Genomic DNA, 20,678 nt, shown 5'->3' with positions numbered 1-20,678 from the left:
GCGGTAGGGGATAGTGGGTACGTGACTGCCGTTCCCGTACCCCAGCCCCGTGCCGCCGGTCCGGCGGCCACCTCCTCCGCCTCCTCCCGCTCGCGGGCGGGCCGTGACCGCGACCGCGATCGTGACGGCGACCGTGACGGCGGGAGCGGTGGCCGCCGCAGCCTGGCCGCCGCGCTGCTCCTCGGCGCGGCCGGCGCCGCCGTGGTGCTGATCGCCTCCGGCCAGACCTGGGCCGGCGGGACGGCCGCCGTCGGCGGCGGTTCCGTACCGCTGGACGCCAACGGCCGGGACATCACCGGGGTCCCGGCGGCCCTCGCGGTCGTCGGGCTCGCCGCGCTGGTCGCCGTCTTCGCCGTACGCCGCGCGGGCCGGCTGCTGGTCTCCGCGCTGCTCGCGCTGAGCGGCGCGGGCGCGGCGCTGAGCGCGTTCCTCGGCGCGTCGGACCGCTCGGCGCTCAACGAGATGGCGGCGAAGACCACCGGCGACACCGCCGCCACCGTCCAGGCGCTCTCCCACACGGCCTGGCCGTACGTGACGGCGGCGGGCAGTGTGCTGATCCTGCTCGCCGGCCTGCTGGCCCTGGTCTACGGCAAGCGCTGGCCCGGCATGTCCGGCCGCTACGAGCGCCCCGCCCAGGGAACGGGCGCCGCGGCTCGGGGGGGTGCGAACCGCAAGACACCCACCGTGGACCCGGACCGGCCCGAGGACCTGTGGAAGGCCCTGGACCGCGGCGAGGACCCGACCCGGGAGCACTGACCCGGGGGGTCCCGCCCGTTGGCTCGGCCCGTCAGCTCAGCACTTGTACGAGATACTGATCCACTTTCCCTCGTACCCGACCGAGATGATGCACGTCCTCGTCGGCGCTTCGGCGGCCGACGCGATCCCCGCCGTCCCCGCGGTCATCCCGATCACTGCCACGAGCACGCCGATCGCTGAGGCCACACGGCGCTTGCGGGTACGGGTACTGACGGTGGTGTGGGTCACGTTCGATCCTCTCTGCGGGCCGACGCCGGCCGGCGTCGGCGGGAGCGCGGCTTCGGAGGCGAAGGCCGCCCGACGAGGATCGCCGGGGTCCGCCGGGCCGGGGGAGATCACGTTCTGCCCTGGCAGAACGTGATCGGCGGGAAGACACGCGTGCCCGGTCGCGGGGTCCCGTCGCCGGGAGAGCGTTCTCACACCCACCCCCCGGCCCGTCCGCCGGGGGCCATGCGGGAGAATGAGCGGTGAGCGTGTGAGCCCACGACTCACCCAGCGCGACAGCGACCGCGAGAGCAACGAGGAGCAACTCATGGCGGGCAGCAGCCACGGACACACCCCGGCGGCCTGGACCGGCGTCACCATCGCCTTCATCGGCTTCTGCATCTCGGGGGTCTTCATGGTGGCGGCCAACGTGCCCGGCGTCGTGGGCGGATTCGTCGTGATACTGCTCGGCGGCGGTGTCGGCCTCGCCATGAAGGCGGCCGGCATGGGCATGCCGAAGGAGTCGCCCGAGCTGGTACGGGCCCGGAACGCGGCGGCCAACAAGCAGGTCAACATGCGCTCCGAGGACATCAAGGCCCAGCTGCTGGCCGGTACGCACACCGCGCCCGCCGCGCACGGCGTCACGAGCGAGGCCCAGCCGCAGACCGTCTGACCGGGTCCGGAAGGGCCTGGACGAGTCATTCCGAAGTCCCGTCTGCCCGGCGGCGCCCAGGGGCGGACGACGCTACTTCGGAATGACTCGTCCAGCGGCAGCGATGACGCAGTCCGGTGAGACCGGGCTGCGTCTTTCCGTTCCACAGGCGACAATCACCGGGTGAACGAAGTCATGACCGAACCCGCGTCCCCGGGGACCGCGCGCCGGCTTCTGGCGCCGCTGGCCACCCTCGCCGGGATCGGCGCCGCCTTCACCTACGTCGGACTGGTCGACCCCAATGAATCCGGCCACTATCCGGTCTGCCCGCTCTTCGCCCTGACCGGTCTCTACTGCCCCGCCTGCGGCGGGCTGCGCAGCGCGCACGCCGTCGCCCACGGCGATCTCGCCGCCGCGCTCGGGGACAACGCGCTGGCCGTCATCGGCTACGCGGTCTTCGCCGTCGGCTGGGTCGTCTGGGTCCTACGGGCCCGCCGGGGGCTGCCCGCGGGGATTCCCCGGCAGCCGGTGTACTGGTGGTCGCTCGGCGCGGTGGTCCTGGTCTTCACCGTGGTCAGGAACCTGCCGCTCGGCTCCTGGCTCGCCCCGTGAGGCCGCCCGCGGGGACATGCCCGGCCATCCGGATGCGGCTCATCGCGGCTGTTCCGGCTAGGGTTTACCGGCAGGGTCCCGTATCGGGATGGCTTGATACCGATCCTCTTCCCGCATCCCGAAGTGCAACCGAAAGGGGGCCGCTCGCGTGAGTGTGCTCGACGAGATCATCGACGGCGTACGCGCCGACCTCGCAGAGCGGCAGGCGCGGGTGGGCCTTGACGAGCTGAAGGAACTCGCCGCCAGGGCGCCCCAGGCCAAGGACGGCGCCGCCGCGCTGCGCGGCGAGGGCGTCCAGGTGATCTGCGAGGTCAAGCGCTCCAGCCCGTCCAAGGGCGCGCTCGCCGCGATCGCCGACCCCGCGGCCCTGGCCGCCGACTACGAGGCGGGCGGCGCCGCCGTCATCTCCGTACTGACCGAGGAGCGCCGCTTCGGCGGCTCGCTGGCCGATCTGGACGCCGTCCGGGCCCGGGTCGACATCCCCGTCCTGCGCAAGGACTTCATCGTCACCTCGTACCAGCTGTGGGAGGCCCGGGCCCACGGCGCGGACCTCGCGCTGCTGATCGTCGCCGCGCTCGACCAGCAGGCGCTGGTCTCGCTGATCGAGCGGGCCGAGTCCATCGGGCTCACCCCGATCGTCGAGGTGCACGACGAGGAGGAGGCGGAGCGGGCGGTGGACGCCGGGGCCAAGGTCATCGGGGTCAACGCGCGCGACCTCAAGACCCTCAAGGTCGACCGCTCCACGTTCGAGCGCGTCGCCCCCGAGATCCCCGACCACCTGGTCAAGATCGCCGAGTCCGGGGTGCGCGGGCCGCACGACCTGATCGCGTACGCCAACGCCGGCGCCGATGCGGTGCTGGTCGGCGAGTCGCTGGTCACCGGCCGCGACCCGAGGACCGCCGTCGCCGATCTCGTCGCCGCGGGCGCCCACCCGGCGCTGCGGCACGGGAGGGACTGACCACCGCCATGGGAACCGCCGCCGTCATCCGTACCGCGCACGCCTCGCGCGTGGCGTCGCACGCCGCCCTGGCGCGCGGCTGCCGCCCGCGCGGCTGCCGGGCCCCGGCGCGCCGGGTGCGGGGACGGCGGGTGCGGTACGTGATCGGTGACGAGCCGGGCCAGGTCAACGGGATGCGATGGCGTGGGCCCGCCGCGTTCCGATCCGATGGGCCCGCGCAGGCGTAAGACGCTGTTGTTTCCGGGTGGCCGTAGCCACCCGGGACCGCGCTGCCCGTGCCCGGGTCGGGGACGCATACGGTGCTCACCGTCCGTCGCTTTCCCGAGGAGTCCCGCGTGTCTTCCGAGTTCTTCCTTCCCGACCCCGATGGCCGGGTCCCCAGCGCCGAGGGGTATTTCGGCGCCTACGGCGGCAAGTTCATCCCGGAGGCGCTTGTCGCCGCCGTGGACGAGGTGGCCGTCGAGTACGAGAAGGCGAAGGGCGACCCCGCCTTCGCCGCCGAGCTGAACGACCTGATGGTCCACTACACCGGCCGGCCGTCCCCGCTGACCGAGGTGGCGCGCTTCGCCGAGCAGGCCGGGGGCGCCCGGATCTTCCTCAAGCGCGAGGACCTGAACCACACCGGCTCGCACAAGATCAACAACGTGCTGGGCCAGGCGCTGCTCACCAAGCGCATGGGCAAGACCCGCGTCATCGCCGAGACCGGCGCCGGTCAGCACGGTGTCGCCACCGCGACCGCCTGCGCGCTGTTCGGGCTCGACTGCACCATCTACATGGGCGAGATCGACACCCAGCGCCAGGCCCTCAACGTGGCCCGGATGCGGATGCTCGGCGCCGAGGTCGTCCCCGTGACCTCCGGCAGCCGGACCCTGAAGGACGCCATCAACGAGGCGTTCCGCGACTGGGTCGCCAATGTCGACCGTACGCACTACCTCTTCGGCACGGTCGCCGGACCGCACCCCTTCCCGGCGATGGTGCGGGACTTCCACCGGGTCATCGGTGTGGAAGCCAGGCGGCAGATCCTGGAGCGCGCCGGACGGCTGCCCGACGCCGCCGTGGCGTGTGTGGGCGGCGGCTCGAACGCGATCGGGCTGTTCCACGCGTTCCTGTCCGACGCGGACGTACGGCTGGTGGGCTGCGAGCCGGCCGGGCACGGCATCGGGACCGGCGAGCACGCCGCCACGCTCAGCGCGGGCGAGCCGGGGATCCTGCACGGCTCGCGCTCGTACGTCCTCCAGGACGAGGAGGGCCAGATCACCGAGCCGTACTCGATCTCGGCCGGTCTCGACTACCCGGGCATCGGCCCGGAGCACGCGTACCTCAAGGACAGCGGGCGCGGCGAGTACCGGGCGGTGACCGACGACGACGCGATGCAGGCGCTGCTGCTGCTGTCGCGCACGGAGGGCATCATTCCGGCGATCGAGAGCGCGCACGCGCTGGCCGGGGCGCTGGAGGTGGGGCGCGAGCTGGGCGAGGACGGCCTGATCGTCGTCAATCTCTCCGGGCGCGGCGACAAGGACATGGACACGGCGGCCCGCTACTTCGGGCTGTACGACGGGGAGGGCACGAAGTGAGCGGGAGCAGCGAGAACAGCGGGAGCACGGGAAACATCCGGCTGCTGAGCGACACCCTCGCCGCCGCGAAGGCGGCGGACCGGGCCGCGCTGATCGCCTACCTCCCGGCCGGCTTCCCGACCGTGGACGGCGGCATCGCCGCGATCAAGGCCGTCTTCGACGGCGGCGCGGACATCGTCGAGGTCGGGCTGCCGCACAGCGACCCGGTCCTCGACGGCCCTGTCATCCAGACCGCCGACGACATCGCGCTGCGCGGCGGCGTCAAGATCGCCGATGTCATGCGCACGGTCCGCGAGGCGTACACGGCGACCGGCAAGCCGGTGCTGGTCATGACGTACTGGAATCCGATCGACCGGTACGGCGTGGCGCGGTTCACCGCCGAGCTGGCCGAGGCGGGCGGCGCCGGGTGCATCCTGCCCGACCTGCCCGTCCAGGAGTCCGCCCAGTGGCGTGAGCACGCCGAGAAGAACGGTCTGGCGACCGTCTTCGTGGTGGCGCCGAGCAGCAAGGAAGAACGGCTCGCGAAGATCACGGCGGCCGGCAGCGGCTTTGTCTACGCGGCGTCGCTGATGGGCGTCACCGGGACCCGTGCCTCGGTCGGCCTGGAGGCGCGGACGCTGGTGGAGCGGACCCGCGCCACCACCGAGCTGCCGGTCTGTGTCGGACTCGGCGTCTCCAACGCGGAGCAGGCTGCCGAGGTCGCCGCCTTCGCCGACGGGGTGATCGTCGGATCGGCGTTCGTGAAGCGGATGCTGGACGCGCCCGACGAGGCCGCCGGGCTGGCCGCGGTGCGCGCGCTGGCGGGCGAGCTGGCCGTGGGCGTTCGCAAGCGCTGACGGGCGGGACGGGCCGCCCGTCATCCGTATGGGTGGACCTGGGACCGGGGAGGTGCGTACGCGCCTCCCCGGTTCGTTGCTGAGGGCGTGAGCGAGAAGAACCGTGAGGGAAAAAGGACCGCGAGAGAGCGGCTCCAGCAGGAACGTCAGGCGCACGACGCGCGCGAGCGGCGCAGGCGCGCCCTGATCGTGGTGGCGACGGCCGTCGGTGTGCTCGGTCTGGCCGGCGCGGTCGGGCTGCTCGCCGCGAACATGGGCAAGCACAAGGGGAGCGCGGCGGGGCCCGTGAGCGCGCCCTCGGGGGTGAGCGGCAAGGACGAGCTGGCGATCCCGGTGGGCGCCACGGACGCGCCGTCCACGCTCACGGTGTGGGAGGACTTCCGCTGCCCGGCCTGCGCCCAGTTCGAGAACGCGTTCCGGCCGGTGATCCACGAGCTGGAGAAGGCGGGCGCGCTCAAGGCCGAGTACCACCTCGCGACGATCATCGACGGCAACATGGGCGGTACGGGTTCGCTGCGCGCCGCGAACGCCGCCGCGTGCGCCCAGGACGTGGGCAAGTTCGCGCCGTACCACGATCTGCTCTTCGCGAACCAGCCGCCGGAGCCGGACGACGCCTTCGCCAAGAACGGCCGGCTGCTGGAGCTGGCCGGCCAGGTGGACGGGCTGGCGTCGGCGCCCGGCTTCCGCGCGTGTGTGGAAGGGGGAGCGCATGACAAGTGGGTGGAGAAGTCCGCCGAGGCGTTCCGTACGGGCGGCTTCTCCGGGACCCCGACCGTGCTGCTCAACGGGGAGGTCGTCTTCCCGAAGAAGGGCGACGAGGACATCACGCCCGACAATCTGAAGAAGTGGGTCACGGAGGCCAACAAGGGCAAGAAGGCGGGCACGGAAACGCCGTCGGCCGGGGGCTCGGCGCCCGCCTCGGACACGGGCTCGGCCCCCGGCTCCGGACCGGAGGCCGCCCCGGAGGCCGCACCGGAGTCGGGGCCGGAGTCCGCACCGGCCTCCGGAGCGGCCTCGGGACCCGCTTCCGAACCGGCCGGTACGGTATCGGCGGGCACCCCCGGCGTGTGACGTCCGTTACGCAGAAGTTGCCGGGCGGGTTGCCGTAAGCCCCGCCCGGCACTGTAGCGTCGGTCCTGCCATGGACCTTCTTGCCTACATTCCCAGCCCGTCGACCGGAGTGCTCCATCTCGGACCGCTCCCGCTGCGTGGCTATGCCTTCTGCATCATCATCGGTGTCTTCGTCGGCGTCTGGTACGGCGGCAAACGCTGGGTCGCCAGGGGCGGCAAAGTGGGCACCGTGGCCGATATCGCGGTCTGGGCGGTGCCCTTCGGCCTCGTCGGCGGACGCCTCTATCACGTGATCACCGACTATCAGCTGTACTTCAGCGACGGTGAGAACTGGGTCAACGCCTTCAAGGTCTGGGAGGGCGGCCTCGGGATCTGGGGCGCGATCGCGCTGGGCGCGGTCGGCGCCTGGATCGGCTGCCGCCGCCGGGGCATCGCCCTGCCGGCGTACGCGGACGCCATCGCGCCCGGCATCGTGCTCGCCCAGGCCATCGGCCGCTGGGGCAACTGGTTCAACCAGGAGCTGTACGGCAAGGAGACCACCCTGCCGTGGGCGCTGGAGATCAGCGCGGGCCCGAACCGCGAGGCCGGGCTCTACCACCCGACGTTCCTGTACGAGTCGCTGTGGTGCGTGGCGGTGGCGGCCTTCATCGTCTGGGCCGACCGCCGCTTCACCCTCGGACACGGCCGGGTCTTCGCGCTGTATGTCGCGTCCTACTGCGTGGGGCGCGCCTGGATCGAGTATCTGCGGGTCGACGAGGCCCACCACATCCTGGGCGTCCGGCTGAACGTCTGGACCGCCGGGATCATCTTCCTGCTGGCCGTCACCTACATCGTCCTCTCGGCGCGGATGCGTCCGGGCCGCGAGGAGATCGTGGAGCCGGACACCGAGGCGGAGGTGGCGGCTGCCGCTGCGGCGACTGCGGACGGTGAGGACGCGAAGCCGAAGTCCGACACTGACACCGACGCCGCTGCTGACGCTGATGCGGATGCCGGCTCGGACGACGCGAAGGCGGAGCCCGCCGAGAAGGCCGCGAAGGCTGAGAAGGCCGACAAGAGCTGACCCGTACGCACCTCGAAGGCCGTCGGACCGACCCCGGTCCGACGGCCTTTTTTCACGCCCCGATCTCGGAGCGGTACGGCATCGACGTGGACGCCCCCGGGCGCTGGACGCAGAGCGCGGCGGCGGCCGAGGCCCAGCCCAGCGCCTCCGTCATCGGGCGGCCCTCCCCGAGCGCGACGGCGAGCGCGCCCACGAAGGTGTCCCCGGCCCCGGTGGTGTCCACGGCCCTGACCCGGGGCGCGGGCACGGTCACCGGCTCCCGGCCGCGCGCCGCGTACAGACTGCCCGCCGCGCCCATCCTGATCACGACCTCCGGGACCCGGCGCAGCAGGGCCTCGGCGGAGAGCCGGGCGTCCGCGATCCCGGTGAGCGTGGCCGCCGCGTCCTCGCTGGGGACGAGCAGATCGACGGCGTCGAGCAGCTCGGGCGGCAGGGGCTGGGCGGGGGACGGGGTGAGGACGGTCCGTACGGCGTGGCGGCGGGCGGCGAGCGCGCCGGCCAGTACGGCGTTCAGGGGGATCTCCAGCTGGAGCAGGAGCGCGGAGGCGCCGGCGATGAGGCTCTCCTCGCCGGGCGCGAGATGGGTGACGGTGCCGTTCGCGCCGGGGATGACGATGATCGTGTGCGCGCCGGTGCCGTCCACCGCGACATGGGCGGTGCCCGAGGGGCCCGCCGCCGTACGCAGCAGATCGGTGTCCACACCGGAGGCTTCGAGGGTGTGCCGGAGCCGTTCCCCGTACGCGTCGTCACCGACCGCGCCGATCATCGCGACCTCGCCCCCGGCGCGGGCGGCGGCGACGGCCTGGTTGGCGCCCTTGCCGCCGGGGACCATGCGCAGCTCGCGGCCGGTGACGGTCTCACCGAGGCGGGGGACACGGTCGACGTAGGTGACGAGATCCATGTTCGCGCTGCCGAGCACCACGATGGCGGTCATGGGAGCGGAGCCTCCTGGCGGGTAACGGTCATCGGACAGTGGCGAGTTGAGGGTCCGTCAGCTGGACGAGGGCGGTCTCGCGCGCGCGGCGCCGCTGGGTGTCGCGGTCGAGGATCTCCCTCGCGACCCGCGTCAACTCCCGTGCGGGCGCGCGCAGATCGAGACGGCTGGCCTCGGCCACCCGGCGCGACCACTCGTCCGGGACGGCGCGCTCACCGCCCAACGCCCCTGCCAGCGCACCGCTCATGGCGGCGATCGAGCCGCAGTCACGGCCGTAGTTGACACAACCGAGCACCGTACGGCGGTAGTCGCCCGCGCCGATCAGCAACATGCCCAGCGCGATGGGGAGTTCCTCTACCGCGTGCAGCCGGGAGGGGCGGCGGGCGCCCAGCGAGGGGGAGCGGTAGCGCGGGCCGACCGTGTCGAAGGGCGCGACGGCCGTGCGCAGTCCGCGCAGCGCCGACTCCGTACAGCGGTGCCGGGCCGCGACCGCGCACACCGCGTCGATCGCCGCGCGGGTGCCGTCCTTCGCGAGCGCGAGACAGGCGGCCACGACGGAGGCGGGTGTGGCGCCGGGGAGACAGGCGGCGGCGACGGCCGCCGCGAACACCCCGGCCGCCTCACGTCCGTACGACGACTGGTGCGCGCCCGCGAGATCGATCGCCTCGGCGTACGCGGCGGCCGGATCGGCGGCGTTGACCAGCCCGACCGGCGCCATGTACATCGCCGCGCCGCAGTCGACGACATTGCCGGTGCCGGCCTCGCGCGGATCGGCGTGCGCGAAGTGCACCCGTGTGACCAGCCACTTCCCGGCGGGGGAGAGCCGGGCGAGGGGCAGTGCCTCGGTCTCCAGGCCGGGGATCCAGCGCGGGGTGGTGATCAGGTCGGGCACCAGATGGTCCGCGACGGCGTACGCGTCCAGATGGTCGCGGACCGTCGCGTACACCCGGACCAGCGCGTGGGTCATCAGGGTGTGGTCGGTGATCCGGCCGTCGCCCTGGTGGAACGGGGCGAGGGAGCCGGCGGAGCGCCAGTCGTCGTCCCACGGTCCGACGACTCCGCCGACCCGGCCGCCGTGGCGCGCCACGATCCGCTCGGGGGAGTGCCCCGCGACCGCGCCGCCGAGGGCGTCGCCGACGGCGGCGCCCAGCAGGGCGCCGGTGATGCGGTCGGCGAGGGTGAGGGGCGGGGCGGCCGGCGCGGCTGGATCCGGCGGTGGGGCGTCACGCAGGGCATCGGGCGGAGCGTGCGGTGGAGCGTCGGGCGGGGCGTCCATGGGCGTCATGCCGGAATTGTCCCTCCGGGTGGGCGGGCGCGAAACTCGGCCTCCAGCCCCTTCCGATGCCCCTCCAGCACCCCTTCCCGCCCAGGTAAGTACGGCCTTCCTTGCTGGCGGGAGCGATTTTTCGTGCGTATTTTCGAGTGCATGACGCTCATTGAGACCGAGGCGGCGCTCCATGAGGCGCACCGCGACAATCACACCCACCGCGATGTGAACGGCGGCTGGCTGCGGCCGGCCGTGTTCGGGGCGATGGACGGGCTGGTCTCCAATCTCGCGCTGATGACCGGGGTCGCCGGGGGCGCCGTCTCGCAGCAGACCCTGGTGATCACCGGTCTCGCGGGGCTCGCGGCCGGTGCCTTCTCGATGGCCGCAGGTGAGTACACCTCCGTGGCCTCCCAGCGGGAGCTGGTCGAGGCCGAACTCGATGTCGAACGGCGCGAGCTGCGCAAGCACCCGGTGGACGAGATGGAGGAGCTGGCCGCGCTCTATGTCTCGCGCGGGGTCGATCCCGGCCTGGCCCGCCAGGTCGCCGTACAGCTGTCGCGGGATCCCGAGCAGGCGCTGGAGATCCACGCCCGCGAGGAGCTGGGCATCGACCCGGACGATCTGCCGTCGCCGCTGGTCGCGGCCGTGTCGTCGTTCGGTTCCTTCGCCCTCGGCGCCCTGCTGCCCGTCCTGCCGTATCTGCTCGGTGCCACCACGCTGTGGCCCGCCGTGCTGCTCGCGCTGACCGGGCTGTTCGCCTGTGGCGCGCTGGTCGCCCGGGTGACGGCGCGCAGCTGGTGGTACAGCGGGCTGCGGCAGCTGGTGCTCGGCGGGGTCGCCGCCGCGCTCACGTACGGACTGGGCGCGCTGTTCGGAGCGGCAGTCTGACCCGGAAGACCGCTCCGGGGCAACCCCCTGGACCCGAGGAAACCGTTCTGACCTGCGCGGGCGCGACCGGTGGCGAGAAGGGGACGGTCGATATCCGCCCTCCTGTGACGAACATCCCCGAGCGTTCCCGCGCCGGGGATGCGACACTGTGCCAGGCGCTCCATATGTGACCGTTACCCAGCGGTTTCGAGTCGTTAATGACCGGGCATGAGCTGGAGGCGCCGTGGGCAACGAAGCCTGCTCCGCCACAGCCGTACGGACGACGATCTGTCCGCCTGCGCCCCTCATCCACCGCTACGAGCGGTGTCCACATGCTGGAATGGGCTATCCACTTCCCGAGAAGCTTTCCATCATGTAACCTGCACGAAATTTCTGGAGGGCCAGCGTCGTCCCTCGGTAATCGCATATGCCAATGCCGAACTACGACGACGGGAGAGCCGATGCGTTCCGACGCCTGGTCGCCCATGGACGGTCGCCCCGCCCCGCAGGGGATGTACGACCCCCGTAACGAGCACGACGCCTGTGGCGTCGGGTTCGTGGCCACCCTCACCGGTGTTGCCAGCCATGAGCTGGTGGAGCAGGCGCTGACCGTACTGCGCAATCTCGAACACCGCGGCGCCACCGGTTCCGAGCCCGACTCGGGCGACGGCGCCGGAATCCTCCTCCAGGTGCCGGACGCCTTCCTGCGCGAGACCGCCGGGTTCGAGCTGCCCGAGGCCGGCGCGTACGCCGTCGGCATCGGCTTCCTCCCCGCCGACGACGCCACGGACGCCGTCTCACGTATCGAGACGATCGCCGCCGAAGAGGGCCTGAACGTCCTCGGCTGGCGCGAGGTCCCCGTCGCCCCCGAGCTGCTGGGCGCCTCCGCGCGCGCCACCATGCCCGCCTTCCGCCAGCTCTTCGTGGCCGACGGTACGAGCACGGGCATCGCGCTGGACCGCAAGGCGTTCCTGCTGCGCAAGCGCACCGAGCGCGAGGCCGGGGTGTACTTCCCCTCGCTCTCCGCGCGCACGATCGTCTACAAGGGCATGCTGACCACCGGCCAGCTGGAGCCCTTCTTCCCGGACCTCTCCGACCGCCGCTTCGCGACCGCCGTGGCGCTGGTCCACTCGCGCTTCTCCACCAACACCTTCCCGAGCTGGCCGCTGGCGCACCCATACCGCTTCGTCGCGCACAACGGCGAGATCAACACGGTCAAGGGCAACCGCAACTGGATGCGCGCCCGCGAGTCCCAGATCGCCTCCGGCCTCTTCGGCGGTACGGAGAAGCTGGAGCGGATCTTCCCCGTCTGTACGCCCGACGCCTCCGACTCCGCCTCCTTCGACGAGGTCCTGGAGCTGATCCACCTCGGCGGCCGGTCGCTGCCGCACTCCGTGCTGATGATGGTCCCCGAGGCGTGGGAGAACCACGACTCCATGGAGCCGGACCGGCGCGCGTTCTACCAGTTCCACGCGACGATGATGGAGCCCTGGGACGGCCCCGCCTGCGTCACCTTCACCGACGGAACCCAGGTCGGCGCCGTCCTCGACCGCAACGGTCTGCGCCCCGGCCGCTACTGGGTCACCGACGAGGGCCTCGTCGTGCTCTCCTCCGAGGTCGGCGTCCTCGACATCGACCCCGCGAAGGTCGTCCGCAAGGGCCGCCTCCAGCCCGGCAAGATGTTCCTCGTCGACACCGCCGAGCACCGCATCATCGAGGACGACGAGATCAAGGCGTCCCTCGCCGCCGAGCACCCCTACAAGGAGTGGCTGGAGACCGGCGAGATCGAGCTGTCGGACCTCCCCGAGCGCGAGCACATCGTGCACACCCACGCCTCGGTCACCCGCCGCCAGCAGACCTTCGGCTACACCGAGGAGGAGCTGCGCGTCCTGCTCGCGCCGATGGCCCGCGCCGGCGCCGAGCCGATCGGCTCCATGGGCACCGACTCGCCGATCGCCGCGCTCTCCGCCCGGCCCCGGCTGCTCTTCGACTACTTCACCCAGCTCTTCGCGCAGGTCACCAACCCGCCGCTGGACGCCATCCGCGAGGAGCTGGTCACCTCCCTGCGCTCCTCGCTCGGCCCGCAGGGCAATCTGCTGGAGCCGACCGCCGCGTCCTGTCGCAGCGTCACCCTGCCCTTCCCCGTGATCGACAACGACGAGCTGGCCAAGCTCGTCCACATCAACGCCGACGGCGACATGCCTGGCATGGAGTCCGCCACCCTCTCCGGTCTCTACCGGGTCAGCGGCGGCGGCGAGACCCTGGCCGCCCGTATCGAGGAGATCTGCGCCGAGACGGACGAGGCCATCGAGAGCGGCGCGCGCATCATCGTGCTCTCCGACCGGCACTCCGACGCCGAGCACGCCCCGATCCCCTCCCTGCTGCTCACCGCCGCCGTCCACCACCACCTCATCCGCACCAAGCAGCGCACCCAGGTCGGGCTGCTGGTCGAGGCCGGGGACGTCCGCGAGGTCCACCATGTCGCGCTGCTGATCGGCTACGGCGCCGCCGCCGTCAACCCGTACCTCGCCATGGAGTCCGTCGAGGACCTCGTCCGCGCCGGTACGTTCATCGAGGGCCTCGCGCCCGAGCAGGCCATCCGCAACCTGATCTACGCCCTCGGCAAGGGCGTCCTCAAGGTCATGTCCAAGATGGGCATCTCCACCGTCGCCTCCTACCGCGGCGCGCAGGTCTTCGAGGCCGTCGGTCTCGACGAGGCGTTCGTGGAGAAGTACTTCAACGGCACCGCCACCAAGATCGGCGGCGCCGGACTCGACATCGTCGCCCAGGAGGTCGCCGCCCGGCACGCCAAGGGCTACCCCGCCTCCGGTATCGCCGCCAGCCACCGCAAGCTGGAGATCGGCGGCGAGTACCAGTGGCGCCGCGAGGGCGAGCCGCACCTGTTCGACCCGGAGACGGTCTTCCGCCTCCAGCACGCCACGCGCTCGCGCCGCTACGACATCTTCAAGCAGTACACCGGCCGGGTGAACGAGCAGTCCGAGCGGCTGATGACCCTGCGCGGCCTCTTCGGCTTCGCCGAGGGACGCACCCCCGTACCGCTGGACGAGGTCGAGCCCGCCTCCGAGATCGTCCGGCGCTTCTCCACCGGCGCCATGTCGTACGGCTCGATCTCGCAGGAAGCCCACGAGACCATGGCCATCGCCATGAACCAGCTCGGCGGCAAGTCCAACACCGGCGAGGGCGGCGAGGACCCGGACCGGCTCTACGACCCGGCGCGCCGCTCCTCCATCAAGCAGGTCGCCTCCGGCCGCTTCGGCGTCACCAGCGAGTACCTGGTCAACGCCGACGACATCCAGATCAAGATGGCCCAGGGCGCCAAGCCCGGCGAGGGCGGCCAGTTGCCCGGCCACAAGGTCTACCCCTGGGTCGCCAGGACCCGGCACTCCACCCCCGGCGTCGGACTCATCTCCCCGCCGCCGCACCACGACATCTACTCCATCGAGGATCTCGCCCAGCTGATCCACGACCTCAAGAACGCCAACCCGCAGGCCCGCATCCATGTGAAGCTGGTCTCCGAGGTCGGCGTCGGCACGGTCGCCACGGGCGTCTCCAAGGCCCACGCCGATGTCGTGCTGATCTCCGGACACGACGGCGGTACGGGCGCCTCCCCGCTCACCTCGCTCAAGCACGCGGGCGGCCCCTGGGAGCTGGGCCTCGCCGAGACCCAGCAGACCCTGCTGCTCAACGGCCTGCGCGACCGGATCGTCGTCCAGACCGACGGCCAGCTCAAGACCGGCCGCGATGTCGTCATCGCCGCGCTGCTGGGCGCCGAGGAGTTCGGTTTCGCGACCGCGCCGCTCGTCGTCTCCGGCTGCGTCATGATGCGCGTCTGCCACCTGGACACCTGCCCGGTCGGTATCGCCACCCAGAACCCGGTGCTGCGCGAGCGCTTCTCCGGCAAGGCCGAGTACATCGTCAACTTCTTCAACTTCATCGCCGAAGAAGTCCGCGAACTCCTCGCCGAACTGGGCTTCCGCTCCATCGAGGAGGCCGTCGGCCACGCCGAACTCCTCGACACCGAGCGGGCCGTGAACCACTGGAAGGCCCAGGGCCTCGACCTGGCCCCCCTCTTCTACGTCCCCGAACTGCCCGAGGGCGCCCTGCGCCACCAGGCCGTCGAGCAGGACCACGGGCTGGAGAAGGCCCTCGACAACGAGCTGATCAAGCTCGCCGCCGACGCGCTCGGCGCCGACAGCGCCGAGTCCGCCCAGCCCGTCCGCGCCCAGCTCGCCATCCGTAACGTCAACCGGACCGTCGGCACCATGCTCGGCCACCGGGTGACCAAGAAGTTCGGCGGCGCCGGTCTGCCCGACAACACCATCGACGTCACCTTCACCGGCTCCGCGGGCCAGTCCTTCGGCGCCTTCCTGCCGCGCGGTGTCACCCTGCGGCTGGAGGGCGACGCCAACGACTACGTCGGCAAGGGCCTCTCCGGCGGCCGGATCGTCGTACGGCCCGACCGCGGCGCCGACCACCTCGCCGAGTACTCCACCATCGCCGGCAACACCATCGGCTACGGAGCCACCGCGGGCGAGCTGTACCTCCGCGGCCGTACCGGCGAGCGCTTCTGCGTCCGCAACTCCGGCGCCACCGTCGTCTCCGAGGGCGTGGGCGACCACGGCTGCGAGTACATGACCGGCGGCCACGCCGTCGTCCTCGGCGAGACCGGCCGCAACTTCGCGGCCGGTATGTCCGGCGGTGTCGCGTACGTGATCGACCTCAACCCCGACCACGTCAACGCGGGCAACCTCGCGGCCGTCGAGCCCCTCGACGACACCGACAAGCAGTGGCTGCACGAGGTCGTGCGCCGCCACCAGGAGGAGACCGGCTCCACCGTCGCGGGCAAGCTGCTCGCCGAGTGGGACACCGCCGCGGACCGCTTCAGCAAGATCATTCCGGCCACCTACAAGGCCGTGCTCGCCGCCAAGAACGCCGCCGAGCTTGCCGGTCTCTCGGAGACCGAGACCACCGAGAAGATGATGGAGGCGGCGACCAATGGCTGACCCGAAGGGCTTCCTCACCACCCCGCGCGAAGTCGCCACGACCCGTCCTCCCGAGGAGCGCGTCAAGGACTGGAACGAGGTCTACGTTCCCGGCTCGCTGCTGCCGATCATCAGCAAGCAGGCCGGGCGCTGCATGGACTGCGGTATCCCGTTCTGCCACCAGGGCTGTCCGCTCGGCAATCTGATCCCCGAGTGGAACGACTACGCCTACCGCGAGGACTGGTCGGCTGCGAGCGAGCGCCTGCACGCCACCAACAACTTCCCGGAGTTCACCGGCCGCCTCTGCCCGGCGCCCTGCGAGTCCGCCTGTGTCCTCGGCATCAACCAGCCCGCCGTCACCATCAAGAACGTCGAGGTCTCGATCATCGACAAGGCGTGGGGCAACGGTGATGTCACCCCGCAGCCGCCCGAGCGCCTCTCCGGCAAGACCGTCGCCGTCATCGGCTCCGGACCGGCCGGCCTCGCCGCCGCCCAGCAGCTCACCCGCGCCGGCCACACCGTCGCGGTGTACGAGCGCGCCGACCGCATCGGCGGTCTGCTGCGGTACGGCATCCCCGAGTTCAAGATGGAGAAGTCCCACATCAACCGCCGTATCGAGCAGATGCGCGCGGAAGGGACCAAGTTCCGTACCGAGACCGAGATCGGCCGCGACATCACCGCGGCCAAGCTGCGCCGCAGATACGACGCGGTCGTCATCGCGGCCGGTGCCACCGTCTCCCGCGATCTGCCCGTCCCGGGCCGCGAGCTGAACGGCATCCACTTCGCCATGGAGTATCTGCCGCTCTCCAACAAGGTGCAGGAGGGCGACCTGACGGTCTCCCCGATCACCGCCGAGGGCAAGCACGTCGTGGTCATCGGCGGCGGCGACACCGGCGCGGACTGTGTCGGTACGGCCCACCGCCAGGGCGCCGCCTCCGTCACCCAGCTGGAGATCATGCCGAAGCCCGGCGCGGAGCGCGCCGCGCACCAGCCGTGGCCGACCTTCCCCATGCTCTACAAGGTCACCTCCGCGCACGAGGAGGGCGGCGAGCGGGTCTACTCCGTCTCCACCACCCACTTCGAGGGCGACGAGGACGGCAACGTCCAGTTCCTGCACCTTGTCGAGGTCGAGTTCAAGGCCGGCAAGCTGGAGCAGAAGCCCGGCACCGAGCGGAAGATCCCCGCTCAGCTGGTCACCCTCGCCATGGGCTTCACCGGCACCGACCAGGCCAACGGGCTGGTCGAGCAGTTCGCCCTGGAGCTGGACGAGCGCGGCAATATCGCGCGCGACGCGGACTTCGCGACCAATGTCCCCGGGGTGTACGTCGCCGGGGACGCGGGCCGCGGCCAGTCCCTGATCGTCTGGGCCATCGCCGAGGGCCGCTCGGCGGCGGCGGGTGTCGACCGCTTCCTGACGGGCGCGAGCGATCTGCCGGCCCCGATCCGGCCGACCGACCGGGCGCTGATGGCCTGACGGCCGTACGGGCCCGACGGGCCGCCGGGCCGGCGTCCGTAAGGGCCCGGTAGCCTGCGGTCCGGCCCACAGAGACTCCCGTACAACGGCGTACGGGCGGTGTCGGTCCGGGGAGCGTCTCCCGGACCTCCCGCAAGACGCGGCGCCTGCCCCCAGTCCCCGACCGGACGATGGCAGGCGCCGTGGCATTGCGGCCATGGGCACGGGTGCCCCAGACTTCCCCCGGAGAGTGCATCCGTACGCGTGGGGGGCCTCGTGAGACACGGAACAGCGCGCGGGATCCGGAGTGTCACGGCCTTGAGCGCCCTCGGGGTGCTTCTGCTGACCGGGTGTTCGAGCGGCGAGAAGAAGCCGGAGCCGACGGTCGGCGGTAGCGGTTCCTCCGGATCCGCCGGCTCCTCCGGTTCCGAAAGTTCTGCCAGTTCCTCCGGCTCCTCCACTTCCTCCACTTCCTCCGCTTCCTCCGGTTCTGAATCCGCGGACTCCGATCCCGCCGCGTTCGACTTCGTTCCCGACCCGGCCCGCGCCCCCAGGACCGCCGCCGCGGCGCTCCGGATCGCCCGCGCCGTCGCCGCCGGGCCCGAGCAGTGGGGCCCCGGATATGTGCGACGCACCCCGTACGAGAGCGATCCGACGCGGCCGGCCGACCTCGGCGCCGACTGCGTCTGGCAGCGCGGCGCCCTTCCCGACGGCTTCCTCGCCGGTCTCACCCGCTACAGCGAACTGCCCGCCAGTGGCAGGCGCGGCCCGATCCGCGTCAACGCCGTCGTCACCGTCCACCGTGAAGTGAGCGGCGCGGACTGGGAGATGGCCGGCACGCTGGAGGACGCGCTGCGCTGCCCCGAGCAGCGGCTCCGCGACGGCGAACGGATCACCGGACTGATCTCCCTCGGCTCCGGCTACGGCGCCCAGGGCAACGGATACGCCGAGGACTCCGTCCACGAGAGCGGCCAGTACCACAGCGACACGCTCGGCGGCCCCCACTCCTACGTCTGGTCACAGGCCCGGGTCGGCCAGGTCACGGTGGCGGCCACCGCCCGGGGCGCCCGGGGCCGTACGGAGAAGGAGATCGACGAGGTGATCCGGCAGGGACTCAGCTCCATGGTCATCCGGCTGCGCAACGAGCTGGAGGCCGCGCGATGACCGGCCCGCCGAGCCCCCTCCGCCCCGAGGACCCCTCCCGGACGGGCGGATACCGGCTGCTCGCCCGTCTCGGCGAGGGCGGCATGGGCGTGGTCTACCTCGGCCGTACGGAGTCCGGCGCGCTGGCCGCCGTCAAGGTCGTCCGGGCCGAATACGCCGAGGAGTCCGCGTTCCTGGCCCGCTTCCGGCGCGAGGTGGAGACCGCCCGCCGGATCTCCAGCCCCTGGGTGGTGCCGGTCACCGGCGCCGACCCGGAGGCCGAACCGCCGTGGCTGGCCACCGAGTTCGTCGCCGGACCGTCCCTCGCCGAAGCCGTCGGCACATACGGTCCCCTGCCCGCCCCGGCCGTCCGTACCCTCGGCCGGATGCTCTGCGCGGCGCTCGGCGAGGTGCACGCGGCCGGGCTGGTCCACCGGGATGTGCAGCCCGCCAACGTACTGCTCGCGCCGGACGGGCCGCGTTTCATCGACTTCGGGATCGCCCGGACCTCGTACCGCCACGAGCTGACCTCGACCGGGCTGATCGTCGGCACCCCCGGCTTTGTCTCGCCCGAGCAGATACGCGCCGACGGCGACCGGGTCGGCCCGCCGAGCGACCTCTTCTCGCTCGGCTGCCTGCTCGCGTACGCGCTGACCGGCCGGCCCCCCTTCGGCACCGGACCGGCGGACGCCGTCCTCGACCGGGCGCTGAACGACCCGCCCGACCTCCCGGCCGACGGCCTCGACCCGGCCGGCCGGGAGCTGACCGCCGCGCTGCTCTCCTGCCTTGCCAAGGACCCGGCGGACCGGCCCACGGCGGCCGAACTGGGCGCGCTGCTCGCCGGGGACACGGGTGAGGTGCCGGGGAGCGCCTGGCTGCCCGGCCCCGTCGTCCGTCTGATCGCGGAACGGTCCGACCGGATACTGGCACTGCCGGGCATCGACGGTACGGAGATCGACGCAGCCGGGGGCGGGGACGCCGAAGCCGGAGCCGTGGCCGACGCCGACACCGTGACCGGCAGCGGAACCGGACCGGCGCCGACCGCGGGCCGGCGCCGGTTCCTGCTGCTCGCCTCCGGGGGAGCGCTGCTCGTGGCGGGCGGCGCCGGCGCGGCCGTGGCCCTCCTGCGCGACAGCGGCGGCGACGGCGGTGACAGCGGTGACGGTGACGGAAACGGCGGCGGTGGGCCCTCGGGGGCCGAGACCGGCCCCGGGACCGTCGCCATCGGACTCCAGGCGGATCTGACGGGTGGTCAGCGCGCGTACGGCACCGCCCAGGAGCGCGGCGCCCGGCTCGCCGTCGAGCAGTTCAACGCCCGTCCCGACAAGCCCTTCTCCCTCGTCCTGCGCACGGCCGACGACGGCGGCAGCCCCGGCCGGGCACCCGCCGCCGCGAAGAAGCTCATCGAGGACCCCGCCGTCCTCGCCGTCCTCGGACCGACCACCGACGCCACGGCCCTGGCCGTCCTCGCCGCCTACGACCGGGCGACCCTGCCACTGATCGCCGTATCACCCGGATCGCTCGCGCTCGGCCTGGCGCAGAGCCGCTCGTTCCTGCACGCCCGCCCCGTGAACACCGCCGTCTCCCTTCCGCTCGGCGTCTATCTCGCCACCCGGACCAAGGCCCGGCGGCCGGGGCTGCTCCAGGACCGTACCTCCGAGGACTACGGCTGGCAGTCCATCGGCATCAGCGACATGGTGGTCCGGGCGAAGGGCCGGCGGCCCTATCCCCGGGTCGTCCCGGCCGGCACCGAGGACTTCGGCCCGGTCGTCGCCGACATGCTCCGGGCCGGCGTCGACTCCGTCATCTTCGGCGGTTACGCCCGGGGCGCCGCCCGTACGGCCCGCGCGCTGGCCGCCGCCGGCTTCACCGGGCCCCGGCTCGCGCCACAGGCCGTGCTCGACGACACGTTCCTCACCGAAGCGGGCGCGGCGGCCGAGGGCTGGGTGGTCAGCGCCTCCTTCATCGACGCCACCGCCGTACCCGGCGCGCAGCCGTTCCGCGACGCGTACCGGGTGCGGTACGCGGCCCCGCCGGGCCCCTTCGCCGCCGAGTCCTACGACGTGGTCAACCTCGTCATCCAGGAGCTGACCGCGACCCGGTCGCGGCCCACCCGCAAGGCCCTGACCGGACGGCTGCGCGCCGCCTCGTACCAGGGCGTCAGCAAGACCTTCTCCTTCGACCCGGCGGACGGCGGCTTCGCCGACAACACCGCGGTCTTCCTCCACCAGGTCGAGAACGGCGCGTTCCGCTTCCTGGGACGCGCGCCCTTCGACACCGCGTAGCCG

At 72.3% G+C, this 20,678-nt stretch carries 16 protein-coding genes and 1 pseudogene; 14 read left to right on the top strand and 3 right to left on the bottom strand.

Annotation, left to right across the window (positions count from 1 at the left end):
• Positions 1-21: 21 nt before the first annotated feature.
• Positions 22-756 (top strand): TIGR02234 family membrane protein, encoded by a 735-nt coding sequence (locus tag DVK44_RS06130; protein WP_114658706.1) that lies wholly within the window; start codon positions 22-24, stop codon positions 754-756.
• Positions 757-792: 36 nt separating this feature from the next.
• Here the strand turns inward: DVK44_RS06130 and DVK44_RS06125 are convergent, their stop codons facing one another.
• Positions 793-984, bottom strand: a complete 192-nt coding sequence (locus DVK44_RS06125; RefSeq protein ID WP_114658705.1) for a hypothetical protein — start codon at positions 982-984, stop codon at positions 793-795.
• A gap of 304 nt (positions 985-1,288) precedes the next feature.
• On the opposite strand from DVK44_RS06125, the pseudogene DVK44_RS06120 reads away from it, so the two are divergent.
• The 8 genes and pseudogenes from DVK44_RS06120 to lgt all read left to right on the top strand — a co-directional run.
• Positions 1,289-1,528 (top strand): annotated as a pseudogene (locus DVK44_RS06120) (HGxxPAAW family protein); the annotation flags it as partial.
• Positions 1,529-1,807: 279 nt separating this feature from the next.
• Entirely contained in the window at positions 1,808-2,224 is a 417-nt protein-coding gene (locus DVK44_RS06115) for a DUF2752 domain-containing protein (protein WP_114658704.1), read from the top strand.
• A gap of 148 nt (positions 2,225-2,372) precedes the next feature.
• The gene (gene trpC / locus DVK44_RS06110; RefSeq protein ID WP_114658703.1) at positions 2,373-3,182 is read left to right on the top strand and encodes an indole-3-glycerol phosphate synthase TrpC; all 810 of its coding nucleotides are present in this window, start codon (positions 2,373-2,375) and stop codon (positions 3,180-3,182) included.
• An 8-nt stretch (positions 3,183-3,190) separates the two neighbouring features.
• A complete protein-coding gene (gene trpM / locus DVK44_RS06105) occupies positions 3,191-3,409 on the top strand; it encodes a tryptophan biosynthesis modulator TrpM (RefSeq protein ID WP_114658702.1) in 219 nt (72 codons plus the stop codon).
• A 108-nt stretch (positions 3,410-3,517) separates the two neighbouring features.
• Complete coding sequence (gene trpB / locus DVK44_RS06100) at positions 3,518-4,756, top strand: tryptophan synthase subunit beta (RefSeq protein WP_114658701.1); 1,239 nt, start codon at positions 3,518-3,520, stop codon at positions 4,754-4,756.
• The gene (trpA, locus tag DVK44_RS06095) at positions 4,753-5,592 is read left to right on the top strand and encodes a tryptophan synthase subunit alpha (protein WP_114658700.1); all 840 of its coding nucleotides are present in this window, start codon (positions 4,753-4,755) and stop codon (positions 5,590-5,592) included. Before trpB ends, trpA begins: the two co-directional genes overlap by 4 nt.
• An 87-nt stretch (positions 5,593-5,679) precedes the next feature.
• The gene (locus tag DVK44_RS06090) at positions 5,680-6,663 is read left to right on the top strand and encodes a DsbA family protein (RefSeq protein ID WP_114658699.1); all 984 of its coding nucleotides are present in this window, start codon (positions 5,680-5,682) and stop codon (positions 6,661-6,663) included.
• A gap of 70 nt (positions 6,664-6,733) precedes the next feature.
• Positions 6,734-7,723, top strand: a complete 990-nt coding sequence (lgt, locus tag DVK44_RS06085; RefSeq protein ID WP_114658698.1) for a prolipoprotein diacylglyceryl transferase — start codon at positions 6,734-6,736, stop codon at positions 7,721-7,723.
• Between the two features lie 52 nt (positions 7,724-7,775).
• On the opposite strand, the gene DVK44_RS06080 is transcribed toward lgt, so the two are convergent.
• Positions 7,776-8,657, bottom strand: coding sequence for a ribokinase (locus DVK44_RS06080; RefSeq protein ID WP_114658697.1), 882 nt, complete (start codon positions 8,655-8,657; stop codon positions 7,776-7,778).
• 28 nt (positions 8,658-8,685) lie between these two features.
• Positions 8,686-9,942, bottom strand: coding sequence for an ADP-ribosylglycohydrolase family protein (locus DVK44_RS06075; RefSeq protein WP_408055292.1), 1,257 nt, complete (start codon positions 9,940-9,942; stop codon positions 8,686-8,688).
• A 141-nt stretch (positions 9,943-10,083) separates the two neighbouring features.
• Between DVK44_RS06075 and DVK44_RS06070 the strand changes: the two genes are divergently transcribed.
• From DVK44_RS06070 to DVK44_RS06050, 5 genes are all read left to right on the top strand, one after another.
• On the top strand, positions 10,084-10,812 hold the full coding sequence (locus DVK44_RS06070) for a VIT1/CCC1 transporter family protein (RefSeq protein WP_114658696.1): 729 nt from the start codon (positions 10,084-10,086) through the stop codon (positions 10,810-10,812).
• A 440-nt stretch (positions 10,813-11,252) separates the two neighbouring features.
• Positions 11,253-15,815 (top strand): glutamate synthase large subunit, encoded by a 4,563-nt coding sequence (gene gltB / locus DVK44_RS06065; RefSeq protein WP_114658695.1) that lies wholly within the window; start codon positions 11,253-11,255, stop codon positions 15,813-15,815.
• Positions 15,808-17,268, top strand: a complete 1,461-nt coding sequence (locus tag DVK44_RS06060) for a glutamate synthase subunit beta (protein WP_114658694.1) — start codon at positions 15,808-15,810, stop codon at positions 17,266-17,268. The genes gltB and DVK44_RS06060 overlap by 8 nt, the downstream gene beginning before the upstream one ends.
• Positions 17,269-17,565: 297 nt before the next feature.
• Complete coding sequence (locus DVK44_RS06055) at positions 17,566-18,411, top strand: hypothetical protein (protein ID WP_162793677.1); 846 nt, start codon at positions 17,566-17,568, stop codon at positions 18,409-18,411.
• On the top strand, positions 18,408-20,675 hold the full coding sequence (locus DVK44_RS06050; RefSeq protein WP_114658693.1) for a bifunctional serine/threonine-protein kinase/ABC transporter substrate-binding protein: 2,268 nt from the start codon (positions 18,408-18,410) through the stop codon (positions 20,673-20,675). The genes DVK44_RS06055 and DVK44_RS06050 overlap by 4 nt, the downstream gene beginning before the upstream one ends.
• Positions 20,676-20,678 lie beyond the last annotated feature (3 nt).

Source organism: Streptomyces paludis (assembly GCF_003344965.1).
In the GTDB taxonomy this organism is placed as follows: Bacteria; Actinomycetota; Actinomycetes; order Streptomycetales; family Streptomycetaceae; genus Streptomyces; species Streptomyces paludis.
The sequence above is the reverse complement of the archived record's forward strand: the minus strand, read 5'-3'. Positions and strand labels throughout refer to the sequence as shown.